The sequence below is a fragment of the Mesorhizobium sp. M0514 genome (assembly GCF_040321145.1).
GTDB lineage: Bacteria > Pseudomonadota > Alphaproteobacteria > Rhizobiales > Rhizobiaceae > Mesorhizobium.
The window spans coordinates 13,888-35,828 of sequence record NZ_JAMYQZ010000038.1 but is presented as its reverse complement, the minus strand read 5'-3'; the positions used below and the strand labels follow the sequence as shown (position 1 = coordinate 35,828).

The 21,941-nt window shown below is 63.2% G+C and carries 20 protein-coding genes; 7 read left to right on the top strand and 13 right to left on the bottom strand.

Going from position 1 to position 21,941, the window contains the following annotated elements:
• Positions 1-40: 40 nt before the first annotated feature.
• Together NKI61_RS17255 and NKI61_RS17250 are read left to right on the top strand one after the other, a co-directional pair.
• Entirely contained in the window at positions 41-1,417 is a 1,377-nt protein-coding gene (locus tag NKI61_RS17255; protein ID WP_352519208.1) for a M16 family metallopeptidase, read from the top strand.
• Positions 1,414-2,274 (top strand): patatin-like phospholipase family protein, encoded by an 861-nt coding sequence (locus NKI61_RS17250; RefSeq protein WP_023671547.1) that lies wholly within the window; start codon positions 1,414-1,416, stop codon positions 2,272-2,274. The genes NKI61_RS17255 and NKI61_RS17250 overlap by 4 nt, the downstream gene beginning before the upstream one ends.
• 168 nt (positions 2,275-2,442) lie before the next feature.
• Here the strand turns inward: NKI61_RS17250 and NKI61_RS17245 are convergent, their stop codons facing one another.
• The 10 genes from NKI61_RS17245 to NKI61_RS17200 all read right to left on the bottom strand — a co-directional run bounded on the left by NKI61_RS17245 (position 2,443) and on the right by NKI61_RS17200 (position 13,431).
• Positions 2,443-2,979 carry a dihydrofolate reductase family protein gene (locus NKI61_RS17245; protein ID WP_352840136.1) on the bottom strand — a complete coding sequence of 179 codons (537 nt, stop codon included), beginning with the start codon at positions 2,977-2,979 and terminating at the stop codon, positions 2,443-2,445.
• An 18-nt stretch (positions 2,980-2,997) separates the two neighbouring features.
• Positions 2,998-3,762 carry a 4'-phosphopantetheinyl transferase family protein gene (locus tag NKI61_RS17240; protein WP_352840135.1) on the bottom strand — a complete coding sequence of 255 codons (765 nt, stop codon included), beginning with the start codon at positions 3,760-3,762 and terminating at the stop codon, positions 2,998-3,000.
• Entirely contained in the window at positions 3,759-4,217 is a 459-nt protein-coding gene (locus NKI61_RS17235; protein ID WP_352840134.1) for a GNAT family N-acetyltransferase, read from the bottom strand. Before NKI61_RS17235 ends, NKI61_RS17240 begins: the two co-directional genes overlap by 4 nt.
• The gene (locus NKI61_RS17230) at positions 4,217-8,305 is read right to left on the bottom strand and encodes a Pls/PosA family non-ribosomal peptide synthetase (protein WP_352840133.1); all 4,089 of its coding nucleotides are present in this window, start codon (positions 8,303-8,305) and stop codon (positions 4,217-4,219) included. The genes NKI61_RS17235 and NKI61_RS17230 overlap by 1 nt, the downstream gene beginning before the upstream one ends.
• A 305-nt stretch (positions 8,306-8,610) precedes the next feature.
• Entirely contained in the window at positions 8,611-9,795 is a 1,185-nt protein-coding gene (locus NKI61_RS17225) for an arabinose transporter (RefSeq protein ID WP_245265618.1), read from the bottom strand.
• Positions 9,796-9,824: 29 nt separating this feature from the next.
• Entirely contained in the window at positions 9,825-10,259 is a 435-nt protein-coding gene (locus NKI61_RS17220) for a lipocalin-like domain-containing protein (protein WP_023724823.1), read from the bottom strand.
• A 57-nt stretch (positions 10,260-10,316) separates the two neighbouring features.
• Positions 10,317-11,333 carry a zinc-dependent alcohol dehydrogenase family protein gene (locus NKI61_RS17215; RefSeq protein WP_023835109.1) on the bottom strand — a complete coding sequence of 339 codons (1,017 nt, stop codon included), beginning with the start codon at positions 11,331-11,333 and terminating at the stop codon, positions 10,317-10,319.
• A 25-nt stretch (positions 11,334-11,358) separates the two neighbouring features.
• Entirely contained in the window at positions 11,359-11,754 is a 396-nt protein-coding gene (locus NKI61_RS17210) for a (R)-mandelonitrile lyase (protein WP_023682960.1), read from the bottom strand.
• A 19-nt stretch (positions 11,755-11,773) separates the two neighbouring features.
• Positions 11,774-12,244, bottom strand: a complete 471-nt coding sequence (locus NKI61_RS17205) for a cyclophilin-like fold protein (protein ID WP_023734245.1) — start codon at positions 12,242-12,244, stop codon at positions 11,774-11,776.
• Positions 12,241-13,431, bottom strand: a complete 1,191-nt coding sequence (locus NKI61_RS17200) for an MFS transporter (RefSeq protein ID WP_352840131.1) — start codon at positions 13,429-13,431, stop codon at positions 12,241-12,243. Before NKI61_RS17200 ends, NKI61_RS17205 begins: the two co-directional genes overlap by 4 nt.
• Positions 13,432-13,572: 141 nt before the next feature.
• Between NKI61_RS17200 and NKI61_RS17195 the strand changes: the two genes are divergently transcribed.
• Complete coding sequence (locus tag NKI61_RS17195) at positions 13,573-14,466, top strand: LysR family transcriptional regulator (protein ID WP_023700616.1); 894 nt, start codon at positions 13,573-13,575, stop codon at positions 14,464-14,466.
• Between the two features lie 163 nt (positions 14,467-14,629).
• Here NKI61_RS17195 and NKI61_RS17190 read toward each other — a convergent pair whose 3' ends face one another.
• Genes NKI61_RS17190 through NKI61_RS17180 form a run of 3 tightly spaced genes read right to left on the bottom strand, consistent with a single transcriptional unit; the run spans position 14,630 to position 17,358 of the window.
• Positions 14,630-16,024, bottom strand: coding sequence for a DGQHR domain-containing protein (locus tag NKI61_RS17190; protein ID WP_352840130.1), 1,395 nt, complete (start codon positions 16,022-16,024; stop codon positions 14,630-14,632).
• Between the two features lie 51 nt (positions 16,025-16,075).
• Entirely contained in the window at positions 16,076-16,408 is a 333-nt protein-coding gene (locus NKI61_RS17185) for a hypothetical protein (protein ID WP_352840129.1), read from the bottom strand.
• Complete coding sequence (locus tag NKI61_RS17180; RefSeq protein WP_352840128.1) at positions 16,408-17,358, bottom strand: DNA-methyltransferase; 951 nt, start codon at positions 17,356-17,358, stop codon at positions 16,408-16,410. Before NKI61_RS17180 ends, NKI61_RS17185 begins: the two co-directional genes overlap by 1 nt.
• 308 nt (positions 17,359-17,666) lie before the next feature.
• Between NKI61_RS17180 and NKI61_RS17175 the strand changes: the two genes are divergently transcribed.
• The 4 genes from NKI61_RS17175 (at position 17,667) to NKI61_RS17160 (ending at position 21,927) form a co-directional block, all read left to right on the top strand.
• Positions 17,667-18,725 (top strand): LacI family DNA-binding transcriptional regulator, encoded by a 1,059-nt coding sequence (locus NKI61_RS17175; protein ID WP_023747741.1) that lies wholly within the window; start codon positions 17,667-17,669, stop codon positions 18,723-18,725.
• Positions 18,726-18,788: 63 nt separating this feature from the next.
• Positions 18,789-20,027, top strand: coding sequence for an ABC transporter substrate-binding protein (locus NKI61_RS17170; protein WP_023715223.1), 1,239 nt, complete (start codon positions 18,789-18,791; stop codon positions 20,025-20,027).
• A 122-nt stretch (positions 20,028-20,149) separates the two neighbouring features.
• Positions 20,150-21,070 (top strand): carbohydrate ABC transporter permease, encoded by a 921-nt coding sequence (locus NKI61_RS17165; protein WP_023747740.1) that lies wholly within the window; start codon positions 20,150-20,152, stop codon positions 21,068-21,070.
• Complete coding sequence (locus NKI61_RS17160; protein WP_352840126.1) at positions 21,070-21,927, top strand: carbohydrate ABC transporter permease; 858 nt, start codon at positions 21,070-21,072, stop codon at positions 21,925-21,927. Before NKI61_RS17165 ends, NKI61_RS17160 begins: the two co-directional genes overlap by 1 nt.
• Positions 21,928-21,941 lie beyond the last annotated feature (14 nt).

The window sequence follows — 21,941 nt, the reverse complement described above, 5'->3', positions numbered from 1 at the left end:
TCTCCCCGTCACTATACGGGGAGAAGTGCCCGGCAGCGCGATGAGGGGCGGAGCTGACCTTGGCGATCAATGGCCTGATGCGATTACTCATAGGCGCATCGCGGTTCTCCACGTCTTCGCCACACTGTTCCTCGGCATCTTCTTCCTCATCCTGCCGGCGCTTGCCGCGCACGCGATGGACATTCAGCCGGTGACCTCATCGAAAGGCGTCAACGCCTGGCTGGTCGAGGACCACTCCATTCCGATCGTCGCCATCCGCTTCGTCTTCGATGGCGGCTCGACGCAGGATCCGGCGGGGCGGGAAGGGCTGGTCAATCTGATGACCGGCCTATTCGACGAGGGCGCCGGCGACCTCGACAGCGAGGCCTTCCAGATCAAGCTTGACGATGCCGGCGCCGAAATGGGCTTCGAAGCGGCGCGCGACGGCACCTATGGCGCGATGCGGATGCTGGCCGAGCAGAAGGACGCGGCCTTCGACCTGCTCAGGCTGGCGGTCACCAGCCCGCGCTTCGACCAGGCGCCGATCGACCGCATCCGCGCCCAGATCCTGTCCGGCATCATCGCCAATGAGCGTGACCCCAACACCGTCGCGCAAACCAAATGGCTGCGCGCCATCTATGGCGAACATCCGTATTCCAGGCCCGACCAGGGCACCAAGGACAGCATCGCCACCATCACGGCGGCGGATCTGGCTGCCTTCCACAAGGCCAATTTCGCCCGCAGCGGCCTGCATGTTGCGGTGGTCGGCGACATAGATGCCGCGACGCTGAAACGGAAGCTCGATGAGGTCTTCGGCGATCTGCCGGAAAAGCAGGTGCTGCAACCGGTTGCCGATACCGAACTGAAGCTCGGCCAGCAGCTCGAGGTCGACTACGACCTGCCGCAGACCTCGCTGCAGTTTGCCTACCCCGGTGTGAAGCGCGATGCGCCGGATTTCTTCCCCGCGGTGCTGATGAACCAGATTCTCGGCGGCGGCACCTTCACCTCGCGCCTCTATGACGAGGTGCGGGAAAAGCGCGGCTTGGCCTATTCCGTCGATTCCAACCTGGTCGATCACCAGCATTCCAACGCGCTGATCATCACCACGGCGACGCGTTCCGACCGCGCCGCCGAGACGCTCGCCATCGTCAAGGACGTGGTCAAGAAGATGGCCGAGGAGGGGCCGACCGAGGCCGAGCTGGACGCGACCAAGAAATACATGGTCGGCTCCTATGCGATCAGCAATCTGGATTCTTCCAGCGCCATTGCCGCGACCCTGGTGGAATTGCAGCTCGACAATCTCGGCATCGACTACGTGCAGCGCCGCGCGGCGCTCATCAACGGTGTGACGCTCGATCAGGTCAAGGCAGCGGCGAAGAAGCTGCTGACGCCGGCGCCCGCGATCATGAGCATCGGGCCGAAGCTGGAGGCCAAATGACAGGTCCGACTTTCGGTATCGCCTTTGGCGGCGGCGGCGCGCGCGGCCTCGCCCATATCCACATCGTCGAGGCGCTGGACGAGCTCGGCATCAAGCCCGTGGCCATCGCCGGCTCCTCGATCGGCGCCATCATGGGCGCCGGCATGGCCTCAGGCATGAGCGGCAAGGACATCGAGGACTACGCCCGCTCGATCCTCGGCCGCCGCGCCGAGGTGGCGGCGCGCATGTGGCGCTCGCGTCCCGGCACCATCGCCGAGGCGATGCAGGGCGGCATCCGCGTCAGCCAGTTCAACATAGAGCGCATCTTGAAGGCGTTCCTGCCGGAAGCCATCCCGGAAACCTTCGCCGAGCTGATGATCCCGCTCAAGGTGACGGCGACGGACTATTTCGGTCACAAGCTGGCCGTCTTCGACGAGGGCGACCTGCATTCGGCGCTCGCCGCCTCGGCTGCCATTCCCGCGGTGTTCCGCCCGGTGACGCGCGACGACCGCGTGCTGATCGACGGCGGCATCTACAATCCGGTGCCGTTCGACCTCATCGAAAACGCCGCCGACATCATCATCGCCATCGACGTCGTCGGCGCGCCGAGCGAGGCCGAGCGCAAGCACCCGACCACGGTCGACCTGATGTATGGCGCCACGCAATTGATGATGCAGTCGATCATCGCCCACAAGCTGAACCAGCGCCCCCCCGACATACTGATCCGCCCGCCGGTGTCGAAATACCGCGTGCTCGATTTCATGAAGATCGACACGCTGCTGGCCGAGACGCAGGAGGTCAAGGACGAACTGAAGCGCGAGGTGGAAAGAGTGGTCGAGGCGCGTGCCAAGGGCAAGCGGGGGAAGAAAGCAGGGTGAGCTGCCGATCTCCCCCCTCGAGGGGGAGATGGCCGGCAGGCCAGACGGGGTCGTCTCGCGTGAAGCTAGACCTCCTACTGTCGATAGGAGGTTGCGTCAGGACGGACCGGCCGCCTCTGTCGCCTTCGGCGACATCTCCCCTCAAGGGGAGATTACCCCACCAGCGTCTCACACCCTCCCAGCCGCATATTCCAGCGCCACCACGCCATTGCTGAACTGTACGGTCGAGATCGGCTCCAACGCCACCGGCATATCGGGCGGGAACAGCTTCTTGCCCTCCCCGACGGAGCCAGGGTAGCTCAGCAGCCTGACGCGATCGACCAGACCATGGCGCAGCAATTCCCGCGCGACGCTCAGGCTGCCATGCACATAGATGTTGCCGCCGCTGCCTTGCTTCAGCGCCCGAACCGCTTCCGGCAACGCACCCTTCAGCAACTCGGCCGGTTTCCAGTCGAGTGCCTTCGGGCTTGTCGACGCGACATATTTCGGCAGCGCATTGAACCGGTCGGCGAAGTCTCCGGTTTCCTTGGGCCAAGAGCCGGCAAAAATCTCGTAGGTCGTGCGCCCCAGAAGCATGGCCCCGCTGTCGGCAAGCTCGTCCTCCTTGAACCTTTGCATCTCATCGTTCCAGGTCACGCTGGGCAGCTTCTCGACCTCGGCGATGCCATCGATGCTGATGAACTCGGTGACAATAAGGTTTCTCATGGCGCTCTCCTTCTTCTGTCAAAGGACGAACCGCGTGAGCCTTTTTGCGACCGCTCTGCGAAAAAAATGCGCTTTGTTGAGCAGCTGTCGGGCGCTGGCCCATTCGCGCTTAAAGGGGGGCGCTTCGCTTCGGACACCATCGACAAACGCCAGAACGACCACACACGGAGCAACGCAGTAAACCAGTCTCGCTCTGCGGCCCGTCTTCGTCACAGCGTCGCTTGCGTCGAGATCGACGGTGATGTCCTCATAGCCCAGCACTTCGCCATCAAGCGGGTAGGCGGCCTTGTAGACAGCTTCCTTGGCGGCAAAAAGGATGCGACCGGCAAGATACGGGTCGGTTGCGTCGATCCGGTCAGCGGGGACTGCAACCAGCGCGAAGATGTCGTCGGGCAGGGGCAAAGCGGGCTCGATATCGATGCCGAGCGAGGCGACGTGGGAGAGCGGCGCGACGGCCGCCACGGCTATCTCGTCGTCGTGAGCCAGCGACCCCGTTACTCCATGAGGCCATACCGGTGCCCCGGAGGAGCCGCGGAGGATAGCGACGTCGTTCAAGCCCATATCCGCCAGCAGCTCGTGCGCGATCCACCGCGCCGCGCCACTCGCCCGCCGCATCAGCGGCAGGCGTGACGGGATGGAGCGTGCTTCCTGCGGCAGCAAATGGTTCTCATCGCCTTCGCGGATCGTGCGGCATCCGATCCGAACGCCGGCCGGTGCCATGGCGGCCATCGCCGCCAGCAACTGCGCCGACAGGCTGGCACCGGCATCGGGCGGGCGCGTCATGGCTGTTCGCCCCGCAGAGCGAGGTCGGCGATCATTTCCCCGTCCTCGTCGGGCCCTTCTTCGACGAAACCGGCAGCGCGATAGAGGCGGCGTGCCGCTTCATTCCCAGGTTCGTAGCAGATCGAAACGTGGCTGATGTGGCCGAGCCCCATGATTTCATCCAGCACTTCGCGCAAAGCGGCCTTGCCGTAGCCTTGGCCCTGATGAACGCGATCGATCATGAAGCGGTAGATCCGCGCCTCGTCGTCGTCCTCTGGCGCCTCATACATCAGGAAACCGACGACGCGATCCCCTGCCATGACGACGCGCGGCCGAGCGTCCCCGTCGGTTTCGGCTTCGTCCAGCGACTCCGCATTGCTGGCGACGAAATCCATCTGATCCGGGGCCAGCTCCAGGGCCGCGACCACAGCCCGGTTGGCCGCAGTCACCGAAACGAGGCGGATGTCTGCGCTCATCAAGCCGTTGCCTTGACGCCATCCTCCGGCACCGGCTCGACGAAGCGATGCAGCTTGGCCGGGTTGCCCCGCCAGATCGAGTTGGGCTCCAGCTCTTCGCCCTTCATCACGAAGGAGTCCGCGTCGACCATCGAGCCTTTGCCCATCACCACGCCGTAGTGGACAAAGGCGGAAGGTCCGAGCGTGCAGCCGTCGCCGATGCGGATGAAATCCGACTTGAACGCACCTTCTTCCAGCGAATGGGCCTGGATGACGCAGCCTTCGTTTAGCGTGACATCATCGCCGATCTCGACCAGCGAGCGCTCGGTCAAATTGCTGCCGCCGTCATAGACCCGCTTGCCGACCTTGACGCCCAACAGGCGCAGGATCATCGGCCGGAACGGCGTGCCGGCGAACAGGCGCACGATCGGCGAATCCGCCAGCTTCCAGTGGCGTTCGTGGCGCCAGAAGGCGACGTCGTAGATCGTCGTCATCTGCGGCTTTAACCGGCCAAAGCCAAGGCTTGCCCGCTCGACCAGAATGTAGAACGGAATGGTGATCGCCGAGGTCAAAAGCACGGCGGCGAACAGGGCGACCTCCGCCCATTCCGTATAGTAGTTTAGCGCCCGGTCCCAGATCGCCAGCGTGACGAACAGCATGACCCATTGCGTTGCCAGGAACAGAAGAATGGTCACCAGGTTGTGGCGGTTCTTGTGCGGGATGCGCCGGCGCCGGTCGGCCTCGTCGACGCCGGCGATAAGCTCCTTGTCGCGGTTCACCATGCGCGGGATTTCAAACGCAGGCGAACCGAGAAGGCCGACATTCTCGCGCACCGGCCCATCGATGGGGATCATCACCTTGGTGCCGAGCAGCACGTTGTCGCCGGTGCGGCCGTCCGGCGGATAATAGATGTTGTTGCCGAGATAGTTGCGTTCGCCGATGCGCGTCGGCTCGAGCCTGAAGGCCGAGGCGGATTTGTGCATGTTGATCATGAACAGCCCGTCCGAGACCATGGTCTCGGTGCCGATCTCGCACAGAAGCGGGTTTTCGTGCTGCTGGTTGGAGCCGAAATTGGAGCCGGTCTGCACCACTCTGTTGAGGTTCCAGCCGATGGCGCGCATGTAGTGCACGATTGCCGAGCTGTCGCCGGCCAGGAGCCCGAGCACGCGGGAATTGCTGGCGAATTCGGCGACGGTCTGCAGCCAGTAGCGGAAACCGTAAAGCGTGTAGGTGCGGCCCGGCTTCAATATCAGGCTCGTCAGGCGCGGCACCAGCGTCGCTGCCAGGAAAGCCGCCGCGATATAGCCGAAAAGCGTGACCGTGGTGCCGATCGCGACAAGGCCGATCGTCTCCTGATAGTCGTCGCCGACATATTCCCAGTAGCTGTGGAACAGGAGCGGCAGCGGGGTGACGAGGCCAAACAGGCCGACCAGCTGCAGCGCTTCATAGAGGAAGCGCCGGACCTGGTAAGGATTGACATTGCGCACCTTGCAATAGTCCGCCGTGGTCGGCACCGCCGGCGATCCATGCCAGTGCTCGCCGTCGGGAATGCTTTGCCCGCGATGCAGCGAGGACGAATGGCCGAGCTGGGCGCCGTTGCCGATCCTGGTGTCGATGTCGAGCGTGGAGCCGACGCCGACGAAAGCATCGCGGCCGATGGTCAGCGGCCCGGTGTGGATATAACCGGACTGGGCCCTGAAGCCGAGGATCATCGATTCCTTGCGCAGGATGGTGTTGGCGCCGATGGAAATAAGATCCGTGCAGACGGGCACGGACTTCGATTCGATGACGGCGTTTTTCCCGAGCTTGGTGCCGAGCAGCTGCAGATAGAGGCTGTAGAGCGGGCTGCCGCGGAACAGCACGACGGGCGCGGTTCGGATCAATGTCTTGACCACCCAGAAGCGGAAGTAGCGCACGCCCCAGACCGGAAACGCCTCGGCCTTCCACCGGCCGATGAGCACCCATTTCGCCAGGACGGCAAAGCCCGACATGCCGAAGAACACGGCGGCCGAGAGCGCCACGCACCGGATATAGAGCTGCAGCGGATCGTCGAGCGCGTCATACATCCAGTTGAGGCCGTCATTGATCGCCCAGAGCGCCACGTAGCTGTAGAGGCCGTAGAACGAAAGCTGCGCCGCGCCGCAGGTCCAGTAGGCGAAGTTCGAGGCCCGGCGGGTGAGGACCGGCTCGTTGGTTGCCGTCGTCATCTCCTCCGCTACCCCCAGATGCAGCGCCAGGCGCGCCACCGTGGGATAGAGGTAGATGTCGCGCATCGACGTCGTCGCCCATTCCTTCCTGGTGCGCACGCGCGCGCAGAAATGCGCCATCAGCAAGGAGTTGGCGCCGAGATCGTCGAAGAAGTGATCCTCGACCGACACCGCGTCGAATTTCAGCACCGTGGCCAGCGCTTCCGCCAGGAATCGCTCGTCCTCATTGCCGGGCGGCACCATCGTGCGATCGGCCGAAAGCCGGACGCTCGTCGGCTTCGGCAGTTGGCGCAGGTCTACCTTGTTGGAGACGGTCATCGGGATGGCAGGCAGTTCCTCCAGATAGCCGGGCACCATGTAGTCGGGCAGCCGCCGCTTCATCGTCTGGGCGAGATCCCCTCGGGAAATCGCCGCTACGCCGGTTTTAAGCGCGTAATAGGCAACCAGTTCGACGCGACCGGGTTCGATCTCCCAGGTGGTGACGGCGGCCTGGGCGATCTCGGGCTGGTCGAGCAGCACCGCCTCGATCTCGCCGAGCTCGATGCGATAGCCGCGAATCTTCACCTGCGTGTCGATGCGCCCGGCATACTCGATCTCGCCGCTATCGTTGATCCGGCCAAGATCGCCGGTGCGGTAGATGCGCTGCGACGGGTTGTTCGGCAGGCCGACGAAATCGGCGATGAATTTCTGGTCGGTCAGGTCCGGCCGGTTCAGATAACCGACGGCGAGCCCGATGCCGGCAATGCCGATCTCGCCCAGTTCACCGGGCTCGGCAAGTTGCGGCAGCGAAGCGTCGAGAATGACGATCGAGTAAGTCGGCAACGGCGCGCCGATCGTGACGGGACGGTCCGGCGTCAGCGCCCCCATCGTTGCGGTGACGGTCGCCTCGGTCGGCCCGTAGGTGTTGAGGATCTGCCGGCCCGGCTTCGACCAGCGCACCACCAGATTGTGCGGGCAGGCCTCGCCGCCCACCAGAAGCGTGCGCAGGCTGGGAACGTCCGATGTCATCGACGACAGCAAGGTCGGGCTGCAGGCCATGCAGGTGATGTCATGGAGGCGCAGGAAATCCGCCAGTTCCTCGCCCACCAGCGGCATCTGGCCAGGAGCCGGCACCACCGTCGCGCCGGCGACGAACGGCACCCAGATCTCTTCGGAGGAAAAGTCGAAGGCAATGGTCATGCCCTGATACACCCGGTCGCCCGGCCGGTAGCCGTAGGAGGCGGCCGCGACGTGTATGAAATTGACGAAGCTCTGGTGCGTGATGACCACGCCCTTGGGCTTGCCAGTGGTGCCCGAGGTATAGAGGATGTAGCAAATGTCGTCGGCCGCCTGCGGCTTCAGCGGCGCGGGCGACTGCGCGGAAATCTCGGCGGCGGCGCTGTCGATCAGCACATGGGGAACGGGCAGTTGACCGGCGCGCGACGCATAGGCGGCGATGGTGACGATCATGCTGACGGCGGCGTCTTCGATGATCAGCGCCATCCGCTCCTGCGGAAACGCGGTGGCCAGCGGCACGAAGGCAGCCCCCGCCTTCATCACCGCCAGCAACGCGACATAGGTCTCCGCCGACCGATCGAGAATGAGCCCGACCCGGTGGCCCGGCCGCACGCCGTGCTTGATCAGCATGCGGGCGAACTGGTTGGCACGGCTGTTCAGCTCCTGATAGGTCCACACGCGCTCTTCGGAGATCACCGCCGGCAGTGCGGCAAACGTTACGGCGAGCTGCTCGAAGACCGTATCGAGCCGCTCACCCGGCTGCAGGGCAAAGTCGGCGCCCGTCAGGACCTGGCCGTCCCTTGCCGGGCCGCGAGCGATCCTTGCCAGCGCATCGATGCTTGCCAGGCTGCCGATCGCCGTTGCCGCGTCGCCGTCCAGTTCGGCGATATCGTAGTCCATGTCCATACTTTCTCGTCCTCGCCGGGCATTGCCCGGCTGTTCATGCCGCCGCTGGAGGAGGCACTGCGCCGCCGCTGCGATTTTGTTGGTGGAGGGCTTCCAAAAAGGAAGAGCCCGGAATCTCGACCGGGGAGCTTATGCCACCCGATCTTTTCGCCGGTTTTTCCGAACTGTTGAATTTTGTTTCTGGAGTGTGTCTGGGCGGGAATTTGCCGGGCCTCGTCGACCCTTGCGGGGCAGGGGTTCAGCCTCAGTGGCGACCCGGAAAGAGACTATGAGCGAACCTCATGCGGACGGCGCCGGCGAGCTGTCTATAATGGAGCGCTACGGCGGCGACCCAGCAGCAGAGCTATGCCCAACGCCGGAAGCGTCGCCGCCGCGACGGCGAAGAAGACGAATTGCAGCCCGGTCGACGCAGCGACCAGGCCGAGCGCCGGACTGCCGAAGCCGAGCGCCACGTCGAGGAAGACGGTGTAGAGTCCCATGGCCAGGCCGCGGCTGCGCGACGGAAGACGGCCTACGGCCTCGGCGCCGAGGCCGGGATAGACCAGCGAGTAGCCGAGGCCAGTCAGACCCGCTCCGATTGCGGCGACAACAGGCCCGGTCGCAAGCCAGATCAGCATCAGCCCTGCCGCCTCGACCACAACGAAGATCACGGCGACGCGTGCGCCTCCAAGCCTGTCGGGCAGGTGGCCGAAGCACAGCCTTGCCACAATCAGAGACGCAGCATAGGCCGTGAAAGGAAGCCATACCGGCTGCCAGCCCTGCTCGGCGAAGAGCAGGGCGCCGAAGCCCAGAATAGCACCATAGCCGAGGCTGCTGAAAGCAGCTCCGACGCCAGGAAGCCAGACCGCTTTCGCCACGCTCCTCCATGACTGCGGCACGCTGCCCGAGGCGGCGCTGGTGCCGCGCATCGGCAGGATGGCAAGCAGCGTCGCCAGCGGCAGGATGATCGTCGCGAGCGCGATCGCGGTGAAACCGCTCGCCGCATAAAGCGCAGATCCGACCGGCGCCCCCAGCGCGAGCGCCGCAAACATCGCCGTGCCCACCCAGGCTATGACTTTTCCGGAGTTCTGTCCGCCCGCAACGGAGAGGCCCCAGGCGACGCCGCCGGTGATGATGAAGCTCTCGGACGCGCCCAGCACCGCCCGTCCGGCGAACAGCGCCGATGCGGACGCTACCGGCCGGTCGAGCAATGCCAGCGAGCCGAGGTAAAATAGCCCGGCAAGGGCAGCGGCAACGAGGCCGACGACGACGGCGCGCTTGCCGCCGCGTCCATCGGCATAGTTTCCAGCCCCGATGCGCGACAGCATCGAGGCGACGAACTGGCTGCCCGTCACCAGCCCGACTGCGAAGGGGCCGAAGCCGAGCTGCTGGTGAAGATGCAGCGGCAGGACGGGTAGCGCCAGGCCGATCAGCAGGAAGCCGGTGAAGACGGCCGCCATGATCGGCACCAGTTCCGCCATGACGCCATTTCGGTCTGACATCCGCGCCATTTTGGCCATCGGCAGCCCAACTGTTCGGATCAGTAGCGTTCGTAGGTTACGCGCCAGCCTTCGGCCGGGTTGTCAGGCGTGAGGACGAGTTTGTTGTCCGAGACCTCGAATTTGCGTTTCATGCTCTTCCCGACAAGGTTGCGGACCAGGGAGGACTCGATGGTGATGACGAAGGTCTTGTCCTGGTCGTTGATGGCGACCGGCCCGTAATAGGCTTCGTAGCCATTCGCCGTGTAAGGCGTGTCCGGCGCCTTGGGGTCGGGGTTCTGCGCCTGCACCGAGAGGGTGCCGGCCTCGGTGAAGATGACCTGGCCGGAATAGGGCACGGGCTTCAGGTTTCCCTCTGCCCCGGCCTCGAGCGAAATCATCCGCCATGCGCCGATGATCGCGGACTCTTGCGAGAAAGCCGGCGTGGCGACCGAAAGCGCAAGAGCAAGGGCGGCAATCTTCAATCTCATCGTCATATGTCGTTGTTCCTTTTCTGAGTTGTGGGAGCGCACAGACCGTCCGCCCGATCTTGCTCACACCGAAAGCATGACCTTGATGGCGCGACGCTCGTCCATGGCGCGATAGCCTTCAGCGACCTCGGCCAACGGCAGCTTGAGGTCGAAGACCTTGCCGGGCTTGATCCGACCTTGCAGCACACGATCCATCAGGTCGGGCAGGAAGCGGCGCACCGGCGCCGGGCCGCCCAGCATGCGTTTCTGGCCGAAGAATAGTTTTTGGCCGTCGAAGTTCACGCCATGCGGCACGCCGACATAGCCGATGGTGCCGCCGGGGCGGGAGCAGGCCAGCGCCTGGTCGAAGGATTCTCCCGTGCCGACGCATTCCAGCACGGAGTCCGCGCCGACGCCCTTGGTGAGTTCCTTGATGCGGGCCACGCCTTCCTCGCCGCGCTCGGCGACGATGTCGGTGGCGCCGAACTCGCGGGCGAGCTTTTGGCGGCTGGCGTGCCGGCTCATGGCGATGATGCGCTCGGCGCCCATCTCCTTGGCCGCAAGCACGCCCATCAGGCCGACCGCACCGTCGCCGACCACCACCACCGTCGATCCTTCGCGGACCTCGGCTGCGTCGGCCGCATACCAGCCGGTGCCGAGCACATCGGACACAGCCAGCAGGTCTGGGATGAGGTCGGCCGGCGGGACCTCGGTGGTGGCGACCAGTGTGCCATCGGCCAGGGGTACGCGAGCGTAAGGCGCCTGCGCGCCCGACATGAACTCGCGCTGCACGCAAGACGACTGGAAGCCGAAGCGGCAATGCGGGCAGGTATTGTCGGAGAGGCAGAATGACCCCACGACGAACTGGCCGGGGCGGACCGTGCGCACCTCTGCGCCGACCTCGACGACGATGCCGCAATATTCGTGGCCCATATGCATCGGCCCGGCGACCGGCTGCAGCCCGCGATAGGGCCACAGGTCCGAGCCGCAGATGCAGCTTGCCGACAGCTTGATGATGGCGTCCGTCGGCCGCATGATTTTCGGATCGGCGATTTCCTCGCAGCGTATGTCGCCCGGTTTGTGAAGAACGGTTGCAAGCATGTTGGTTCCTTCCGAGGGGAGAAGATCAGCCGCCGTAGTCGGCGTCGCTGACATGTTCCAGCCAGTCCACGACCTTGCCGTCCTTGACCTCCTGGAGGGCGATGTGGGTCATGGCGGTCCGAGGCGACGCGCCGTGCCAGTGCTTTTCGCCGGGAGCGAACCAGACGACATCGCCCGGATGGATTTCCTCGACCGGGCCACCTTCGCGCTGCACGCGACCGAGGCCGGAGACGACGATCAGCGTCTGGCCGAGCGGATGCGTGTGCCAGGCGGTGCGGGCGCCGGGCTCGAAGGTCACCTGTGCGCCTTGAACCCGCTCGGCGTCGAAGGGATTGAAGAGCGGATCGATCCGCACCGTTCCGGTGAACCAGTCAGGCGGTCCCTTGCCGGAAGGCCTGGTGCCGGCGCGAAGAATGTCCATGGTGATCTCCTTTGCGTCCTCAAATGCGTTCGATGCGAAGCGGGAATTTGCCGCGAATGTGCAGGGCCTGCTCGCCCTCGTCGAAGCGGCCAAGCCTGATCAGCCCCGGATGGCGGTAGTCGGCGTAGAACATGGCCAGGTTGCCCCACGGCATGAAATAGCACAGGTCATAGGGCTGCTCGTCGGCGAACGGACCGCTTCCCTCCTCGGTCAGCTTGCGCGGCAGATAGGCGATCTTCTCGTTATGGGCGTAGTCCTCGATTTCGAGGTCGAGCGGCAGCATGGAGAAGAAGTCGTGCGCCGACGGATTGTCGTAGAGCGTGGCGGTCATGGTGCGGCCGTTGAAAACCATCCTGATCTTCATGTCGGTGGGCTCCTGGCTGACGGGAGATTGGCCTTCCTGGCCGGCGGCTGTGCGAGGCAGGGCCGCCGCCGCGAGCGCGGCGCCGAGCAATGTCCGGCGGCTGAGCGGCGCATGTTCGTTCGTCACGGCAAAGACCTCCGGGCCATATGCGCTGCGGCAAGGGCGGCGACCGCCGATCCGCAGAGCAGCACCGCGCCCAGAGTGAACGGTCCCCACCAGCCCACCGTATCGAACAGCGTGCCGCCGATCGCGGCGCCGCCGGTGATGGCGAACTGGATGACGGCTACCTGCAACCCGCCGCCGGCCTCCGCGTCGTTCGGCAATGTTCGGCTGAGCCACGTGCCCCAACCAACCGGCGCGGCCATGCCGAAGAAGCCCCAGGCAACGAGCAGCAGCGCTGTGGGACCCGGGAGTGCACCGAAGGCGATGAGCGCGGCGGCCAGCGCAGCCATGACCAGCGGGATGACGGTGAGGATGCTGAACAGACGCGTGCGCAAAAGTCGGCCGACGCACCATGTGCCGAGCACCCCGGCCAGCCCCATCGCCAGCAGGACCGCCGAGAGGGCGGCGATGTCGAGCCGCGTGACGTTCTCGAGGAAGGGCCGCAGATAGGTGAAGAGCGCGAACTGACCCATGAACAGCATCATGATCGACGCCATGCCGGTGGCAACGGGAAGACGGCCGAGCAGCGCCAGCGGATTGCCGGCACGCTTCCTCCGGCGCGGCGGCAGCGCCGGCAGGCTTGTCCACTGCCAGGCCAGCGCCAGGAGGCCAAACGGCACGACGAGGAAGAAAGCGCCGCGCCAGCCGACATAGGCGCCAAGAAAACTGCCCAGCGGCGCGGCGATGGTGGCCGCAATGGCATTGCCGGCGTTCAGCATGACGAGACCCTTCGGAACCATGTCTTGCGGCACGAGGCGCATGACGATCGCGGTCGACATCGACCAGAACCCGCCGATCGCGATGCCGAGCAGCGCCCGGCCGACCATGAGCAACGCGTAGTTTGGCGCGAAGGTGACAGCCAGACCGGACACGATGAGGAGGAGGGTGAAGCCGGTCACGACCAGTCGGCGGTCGATGTGGCGCGTGAGGCCGGCGACCAGCAGGCTGGTCACGACGGCGAAAGCGCCCGAAATCGAGATCGCCTGTCCCGCCCGGCCCTCGGTGATGCCGAGATCGGCCGCTAGCGGCGACAGCAGGCTGACCGGCATGAATTCCGACGCGATGAGCACGAAAACACACAGCGCCATCGACAACACCGCGCCCCATGCGGCGCGGTTTTCAACAAGCCTTGTGTCGTACGTGGTTTCCATGATTCGCATCCTGGCAAAGCGGCCGGACGGATCAGCCGCCGTCGCTGCCAGAAGATATTGCAGGGGAACCCATTTAAGTAGACTAAGTAATCCGCATGGACTTATCTGCTCATGATATGAATGTCCGGCGGGAGGTGCCCTATGCAGCGCGATGGCATGAAGGATCTGCTCTGGTTCGTGGCGGTCGCCAGGGAGCGCAGTTTCACCAGGGCGGCGGCAAAGCTCGGAACCTCGCAGTCGACCCTGAGTTCGACAATCAAGGAGCTTGAAGCTCGCCTTGGCGTCCGCCTGCTGACGCGTACGACGCGGAGCGTCTCTCCGACCGAGGCCGGCGAGCGACTATTCCAATCTCTCGTTCCCCGCTTCGAGGAAATCGAATCCGACCTTGCAAGCCTGGTGGCGTTTCGCGACAAGCCCTCCGGAACGGTCCGCATCACCCTGTCCGACCATGCGCTCCAGACGACCGTCTGGCCGAAGCTCCAGCCCTTGCTCAACGACAATCCCGACGTGCGCGTCGAGCTTTACAGCGACAACGGCATGAAGAACATTGTGGAGGAGCGCTTCGACGCAGGCGTGCGGCTTGGCGAGAGCATCGACAGGGATATGATCGCAGTGCGCATCGGGCCGGATTGGAGGCTCGTGGCCGTGGCTTCGCCGGACTACTTTTCCCGCCATCCGGTTCCGACCGCGCCCCAGGATCTGGTCGATCACGACTGCATCAATATGCGGCAGGCGACGTTCGGCGGACTGTATGCGTGGGAATTCGCCAGGGATGGCCGCGACCTTCGTGTGCGGGTGGAAGGCCAGCTTACCTTCAATTCGTCCATTCCCATGATCGAGGCTGCGACAAGCGGTTTCGGGATCGCCTATGTCCCGGAAAACCTCGTCAGCCACCACATCGCCGAGGGACGCCTCAGGCTCGTGCTCGACGACTGGAGCCCGCCATTTGCCGGCTATCACCTCTACTATCCGAGCAGGCGACAGCTCTCCCCTGCGATGGCGGTGATCATCGACGCGCTCCGCCATCGCATCTGACACCTGTTTGGATCATGAAACTGAGCCTGGTAAATGGCAGGTTCTATCCCCAGGCTCTTTGACCTTCTAGGCTACGGAAGGCTGCTTCGCGCCTGGTTCATGTCGTCCAGGTGAAATCCGATATCGCTGAAGCGCAAGAGTCTTCGACATCTTTAGAACAGTTCTATGACAACGCTTCAGCCGTCATTCCGAAATGGATATCTACAATCTGCTCTGCCATCCTCTTGTACTGACTTGAATGATAGGCGCTAAAGTCAAAATTATCGATGCCTGCGAACGCTTGATCGAGATCGGCTTGGTCCAACGACCTGCCCCCTTTGATGAGCAGCCGGAGGGTGATTAGAAAGCTGTTCACATAGGTCGTGGCAAGGACGCGCTTCTCTGCCTTTCGATCGGTGGTCCAGCGGCCCGACGCCAGATTCTTCCGGATGGCGACTAACAGTCTGTTGATTGTCGCTACGCAGAATGTGACATACTCAGCAAGAGCTTCGTCATTCCTGCCCGCTGCGACATCGTCGCGGGCCTCATGGGCCCAGATCGAAAAGAGCGAATCGTCCCCACCGGTTTTCACAAGCGGCCGAAGCCCATAGCTGACAATCGACGAAGTTTTGAGCTTGTCAGTGTCGAAGAAATATTGCTCGACGACGCCCTGCAGCGGGCCTGTCTTTGCCAACTGCGACAGAACGCGCGCCGCGATCGAATCGCTGGCGAAAGGTTCGAGTACGAGCCCAATCGCTTGCTTTAGTTGGGACTTTGCGTTGGTCTGAGTCGAGTTGATCTCGAGGAAGAGTCGCGCCTCGAATTTTTCACGCTCAATGTCGGATAGATATGCGGGGTAGATGATGCCAGTCACGAGCAGATTCTGCTGAACCCGCAAAAGCGCAATCTGCGAATCGTCATTGTCTGTCTCATGGTAGGCAAAGACTCGGTGCTGGCCATCGACTATCCCGATGCTGTTCGCCCGGTCTGGCAATTTAATGGTGACTGGCGCCGTCTGCTTCAGTGTCGCCGAGTCGACCGTCTCCAGCTTCTTGTTTAGCGGCTGCACCTCGGGCGGCAGGGTCACGATGATATTGTTAATGAAGACGCGTTTCTGCTTCTTCAGGTATGTCCGAATCGCCTCGATTTTGGACTTCGAGATCATGCGTTGATAGAGATTCATCGAATCGCGCCAGCCGTCTTTGCGCAGCACGTAAGCGGTGCGGAGCAGCGCATCGGGATCGGCATAGAAGGTGACAATCTTGAAGCCATTGTCGAAGTGTGAGTGTGCCTCGGGGAGCAGCGACCCTGAGTAGTCCTTCGATGGCGTGGAGACATCAATCTTGCCGTTCACGCCCACCTGCGCGTCGATCGCGAGGAAATGGAGCAACTCGAAGCGTGAGGATTTGTGCACGGCGTCGGAGACCGCCGCAAAATATCGAACTGCGGCGTAATCCATATAGACTGGGGCCGGCACATTGAGCTTGTACTTCTCCTCGAAGTCGAAGCGCGAGCAGTATAGGATTTTCACAATCGTCTGCTGCACATGATAACCGCTCGCCAGTTGGTCCGCGCTCACCGGAAATTTCGCGGCAAGAAATGTTAAAAAGGCTTCCGGATCGGCCAGGATCTAATCGTAGATATGTTTCTTGAGCTTGAGATGATCGCCGACGTTTGAGGCCTGAGCGCACGTATATTCCGCCAAGACGACGACATTTTCATAGACAAAGACGTCGTCAAGGTCCGTCTTTTGGTTTTGGTACGTGAATTCGCGATCGCTCACCCCAGCTACGCGGTGGAACCCAGCCTTGATAAAGGATGATCGGATCGCCGCCCGATGGTCGCCCTTGAGCTTGTTGGCTGCTTTCTCAACTGACGACAGCGGTGCCTTCTTCGCCTTTTTGGACTTTTTGCCCTTGCCGGGCTTAGCGGTTGCAGCAACCGCGGATACTGCCTTTGCCATCACTCGGCCGCTTCAGACCATTCTTCGGGAACTGTGCTGACCTTCTCGCCCGGCAGCGGCCGTCGCACTTCTTTATCCGACTGCCGCAGTTCGAGCTCTCCGGCGCGTAAGGCTTTCACCCGCTTGCGTGTGAGGTCAACATAGTCAGCGCTGCGATCGACTCCGATCGCATTGCGTCCGGCCTTGACAGCCGCAATCGCGCTAGTGCCTGCGCCGACGAATGGATCGAGCACCACGTCGCCCGCATTGGAAAAGGCAAGAACGCATCGCTCCGCCAATTCATGCGGGAATTGGCAGGGATGGATCGTCTGTTCGGGATGGTTCGCCTTTACATTGGGGATTTCCCAGATCGGATATTCGCTGAAACAGTCATCGGCTGAAAAGGTCCAGAAGTCGGAGGGGTTCTTCCCGAGAGGATTACCGCTCGGCTTGCCCGCCTTCTCCTCTCCTTTCTTCGCCGAGTGGCGCTTGCCGGGGTAAAGTTGTGGCACACGGATCGGGTCGAGATTAAAGACATATTCGTCGGACTTGGTGAACCACAGCAGCGTTTCATAGCGGCCCGATAGGCGCTTGTTGGCGTGCAGGCCGAAGTTGAACTTCCAGATGATCCGGTTACGCAACTTGAAGCCGTGACTTAGGAACATCCCATAAAAATAATAGTCGAGTGGAAAGACCTCGCCATCACGCACGAAGTTGCCAACCTGCCAGCAGACGCTGCCTCCTGCCGTAACCTTCTTGCAGATTTTTTCGACGACCGGAGTCAGCCAAGCGACATATTCTTCAAGCGACATCGCCTTGTCGCGTTCGTAAATCTTCCGCAGATTATAGGGTGGCGATGTCAAAACGAGTTGGACCGTCTCGTCGCCTATCAGGTCGAGCGCCCTTGAAACATCTGCTTGGATGAGGCGCAAACCATCGTCCAATATTTCTGGTACATCCGCGTCAGCCAAATGCGACCCCCTGTTCTTCGCGCCGGAATACCAGCAAAGAATCACTATTTGTACTACGAGGAGCGAGAGAACACACTGTTTCACGAAAAACTATCGAGTTTTGCGACGCGAAGTGGAAACCGGTTCCGACAAGAATTTGATACGCCCATAGGCCCAGTTGTCCCCCTTGCCATCCCCCTATCCTTCCCCTAATCTAATTTGAGAAAACCTTTTCCCAGATCGCTCCGTACGCGCCGAGATCACCAGCTGGCGTCTGATAGGGCTATAAGAGAAAACCTTTTCTCAACCCGAGGACTTACACCCGACCAATGCCCTCCGACACCTCGCCGCCACCCGCCAAGACCCCCGTCACCCTGCGTGAAGTCGCGGCGATGGCTGGCGTCAGCGTGGCCACGGCCTCCAAGGCGCTGAACGGGCAGGGGCGGATGACTGCCGAGACGCGGCAGCGCATTCGCGAGACGGCGCAGCGGCTCGGCTTTCGCCCCAACAGCCTGGCGCAGAGCCTGCTTCGGCGGCGCTCCTTTACCGTCGGCTTGCTGACCAACGATACCTATGGCCGCTTTTCGCTGCCGGTCATGTCGGGCATTTCCGATGCGCTGGTCGATGCCGGCGTGTCGGTGTTCATGTGCAATGTCGAGGACGATCCGCGGCTGGCGCAGCTGCATGTCGAGGCGATGCTGGACAAGCGCATCGACGGCATCATCGCCAGCGGCAAGCGCATCGACCGCCACTTGCCGGTCGACCTCGCCAATCTCGGCGTGCCCGTCATCTACGCCTTCAGCCAGCCCGATCCCGATGCCGTCGCCTTCGTCTCCGACGATGCCGGCGGGGCGCGGCTGGCGGTCGAGCATTTTTGCCGCCTCGGGCGGCGGCGCATCGCCCATGTCAGCGGTCCCGCCAGTTTTGCCGTGGTGAATGAGCGGGCACAGGCTTTTCGCGATGTGCTGGCCGCGCACGGCCTGCCGGTGACCGAGCCCTTGCTCGGCTCGTGGTCGGAAGCCTGGGGGCATGAAGCCGTCGGAAAGCTGTTCGACGGCCCAACGCTCTTCAACAACAACGGGGAGAAACCCGACGCCGTGTTCTGCGGCAACGACCAGATCGCGCGCGGCGTGATCGATGCGCTGCGCGAGCGCGGCTTAGGCGTGCCTGGCGATGTCGGCGTCATCGGCTTCGACAATTGGGAGATCGTGGCCGAGGCGACCCGCCCGCCGCTGACCTCGGTCGACATGAACCTGGCAGCGCTCGGCCGCGAGGCCGGCCTCACACTGCTTTCGCTCGTCGGCGGCCAACCCGCCGCGCCGGGCATTCGAAAACTGCCGTGCCGGCTGGTGGTGCGTCAGTCATGCGGCCGTCCGCCGGACGGCTAGGAGAACGCGCGGCGCGATCTGCGCCGCAACAGGGAGGAGGAGAAAACCATGAGGAGGAAAACCATGAAGACCATGATTACCGGTTTCGCGCTCGCCGCGAGCATCATTGCCTTGCCTGCAATGGCCGCCGACACCGCCAACATCTGGGTTCGCGCCGACGGCTCGAACTTCATGCCGCGCATCGTCGATGCCTTCAACAAGGGCCATGAGAACCAGGTCAAGCTGGACATCATTCCCAATGCCGAGATCATCCCGAAATATGGCGCCGCCGCCGCCGGCGGCACGGCGCCCGACGCGCTGTCGCTCGACCTGATCTACACGCCGTCCTTTGCCGCGGCCGGCCAGCTCGAGGACATTACCGACTGGGCGAAATCGCTGCCCTATTTCGCCAGCCTGTCGCCGGCGCATGTCAAGACCGGCACCTACAAGGACCACATTTACGGGCTGCCGTTCTCGGCCGACGCCTCGGTGCTGATCTGGAACAAGAAGCTGTTCAAGCAGGCGGGGCTCGATCCCGACAAGGGGCCGGCCAACTGGGCCGAGATCGAGGCCGATGCCGAAAAGGTCAACGCGCTCGGCGGCGACATCAAGGGCTTTTATTTCTCCGGCAATTGCGGCGGCTGCAACATCTTCACCTTCACGCCGCTGATCTGGGCCTCTGGCGGCGACATTTTGAGCGAGGACGGCTCCAAGGCGACGCTGGACAGCCCGCAGCTGCGTGGCGCCATCGACCTCTACCGCTCGATGGTCAAGAAGGATCTGGTGCCGGCCGGCGCGCAGACCGACACCGGCGCCAATTTCTTTGCCGCCTTCGCCACCGGCAATATCGGCATTTCGCCGTCCGGCGCCTTCGCCATCGGCGCGCTCAACACGCAGTATCCGGACATCGACTATGGCGTCACCTTCCTGCCGGGCAAGGACAGCGGCTGGTCTTCGTTTGCCGGCGGCGACAATTTCGTCGTCACCAAGGGCACCAAGAAGCTCGCCGTGGTGAAGGAGTTTCTCGACTTCGCCTATTCGCTCGAAGGCCAGACCATCCTGGCCAAATACGGCAGCCTGCCGGTGCGCGGCGACATCGCCAAGGAAGCGCTGAAAGATCTCGATCCGCGCTACCAGATCGCCGCCGAAGCCATGGCCAAGGGCCGCACGCCCTATTCCGTGGTGTTCAACGACCTGATCAACTCGGCCAACGGTCCGTGGACGCAGATGATCAACGAGGTCGTCTTCGGCGACGACGTCGATGGCGCCATCGCCAATGCACAAGAGACCATGCAGTCGATCATCGACCAGGCGCAGAAATAAGGACTGGCCGGCGGCGAGGGCGCATGACGCCCCTGCCGTCGCAGGTCCTGATCCGGCCGCCCGATCCGTCTCCCTGGACGGGCGGCCGGCGCTCCTTACCCTCCCCACAAGGGGGAGGGTAAATGACCGCCACCACCACCACCCCGCCACGCGCCAGAAAACTGGTCGGCGCCGGCCGCCGGCAGTGGATCGGCCTGCTCTATGTCGCGCCGGCCGTGGCGCTGGTCGTCGTATTCTTCATCATCCCGCTCGGCATGACGGCCTGGATGTCGCTGCACAACTGGCCGCTGATGGGCGAGCATTTTTACATCGGTTTCGACAATTACCGGGCGATCCTGCGCGACAACCGTTTTTGGAACGCGCTGAGCTTCACCGCCTACTACACCGTGATCGTCACCATCGTGATCTTCGCCGTCGCCTTTCCGCTGGCGCTGTTCATCGAAAAGCCCAGGCGGCTGACCGGCTTTTACCGGACATCCTTCTTCATGCCGGCGGTCGTCGGCTTCGCCTCGGCCAGCCTGCTGTGGTCGTGGCTGCTCAATGTCGATTCCGGCCTGTTCAGCCCGGCCGCCTACGACCTCGGCCTGACCGCGAAAAAGTTCAACCTGCTGGCGACGTTCCAGCCGGCCTTCTGGTCGATCATCGCCATGGTCGTCTGGAAGGTCGCGGGCTTCACCATGATCATCCTGATGACCGGCCTGCAGTCGATCCCGACCGATCTGCAGGAAGCGGCGATGATCGACGGGGCAGGGCCGTTCGCGCGCTTTCGCGCCATCACCCTGCCGCTGATGCGCCGCACGCTGGCGCTGGCGCTGATCCTGTCGATCGCCGGCTCGATCCTCGCCTTCGACCAGTTCTACATCATCCTGCGCGGCGGCCCGCGCAACCAGACGCTGACCGCCGTCTACTGGATCTTCAACCAGTCCTTCGTCTCGTTCAAGCTCGGCTATGGCGCAGCTTTGTCGATGATCCTGCTGGCCATACTGGTGGCGCTCAGCCTGGTTCAGCTGTGGCTGCTGCGCAAGCCGGAGGGCATCGACTGATGGCTCAGGCAAGAAGCCGCAGCAGCCGCCTCTGGCTCAGGATCGCCGAGCATTCGACCGGCATGATCGCCTCAGTGCTGTTCATCGCGCCGATCGCCTGGGCCGTGCTGTCGACCTTCAAGCCGGCGCAGGAGGCGCGCCAGCCGCCGCTGCCGCCATGGCCGACGACCGGCTTCTCGGTCGAGAACTACCGCACGCTCGACACCTTTGGCGACGGGCTCTGGCTGCCGGCGCAAAACAGCCTCTATGTCGCCTCGATGACGGTGATCCTGTCGGTCGTCGTCAGCGTGCTGGCCGGCTATGGCTTTTCGCGCTTCCGGTTTCCGATGAAGGATGTGCTCTTCATCGTGATCCTGTCGACGATCATGATCCCGTTCCAGTCGATCCTGACGCCGATCTTCCTGGTGCTGACCAAGGTCGGCCTCCACAACACGCTGACCGGGCTGGTCCTGGTCTACACCACGCTGCAGCTGCCGTTCTCGATCTTCATGATGCGCAACGCCTTCGACGCGGTGCCGCGCGAGATCGAGGAGGCCGCGCGCATGGACGGCGCCAACAACGTCACCATGCTGCTGAAGGTGATGCTGCCGCTGGTCTGGCCGGGCATCGTCACCATCGCGCTGTTCGCCTTCCTCGGCGCCTGGAACGAATTCCTGGCCGCACTCGTGCTGATGACCGACCAGTCCAAATTCACGCTGCCGATCATGATGACCGCACTTCAGTCCGGCCGCTTCGGCGCCATCGACTGGGGCGCGGTGCAGGCGGGCGTCACCGTGATGATGGTGCCGTGCCTGGTGCTCTTCCTCTTGCTGCAGCGCTTCTACATCCGCGGCCTGATGGCCGGCGCGGTGAAATGACCCGCCGTGAAATG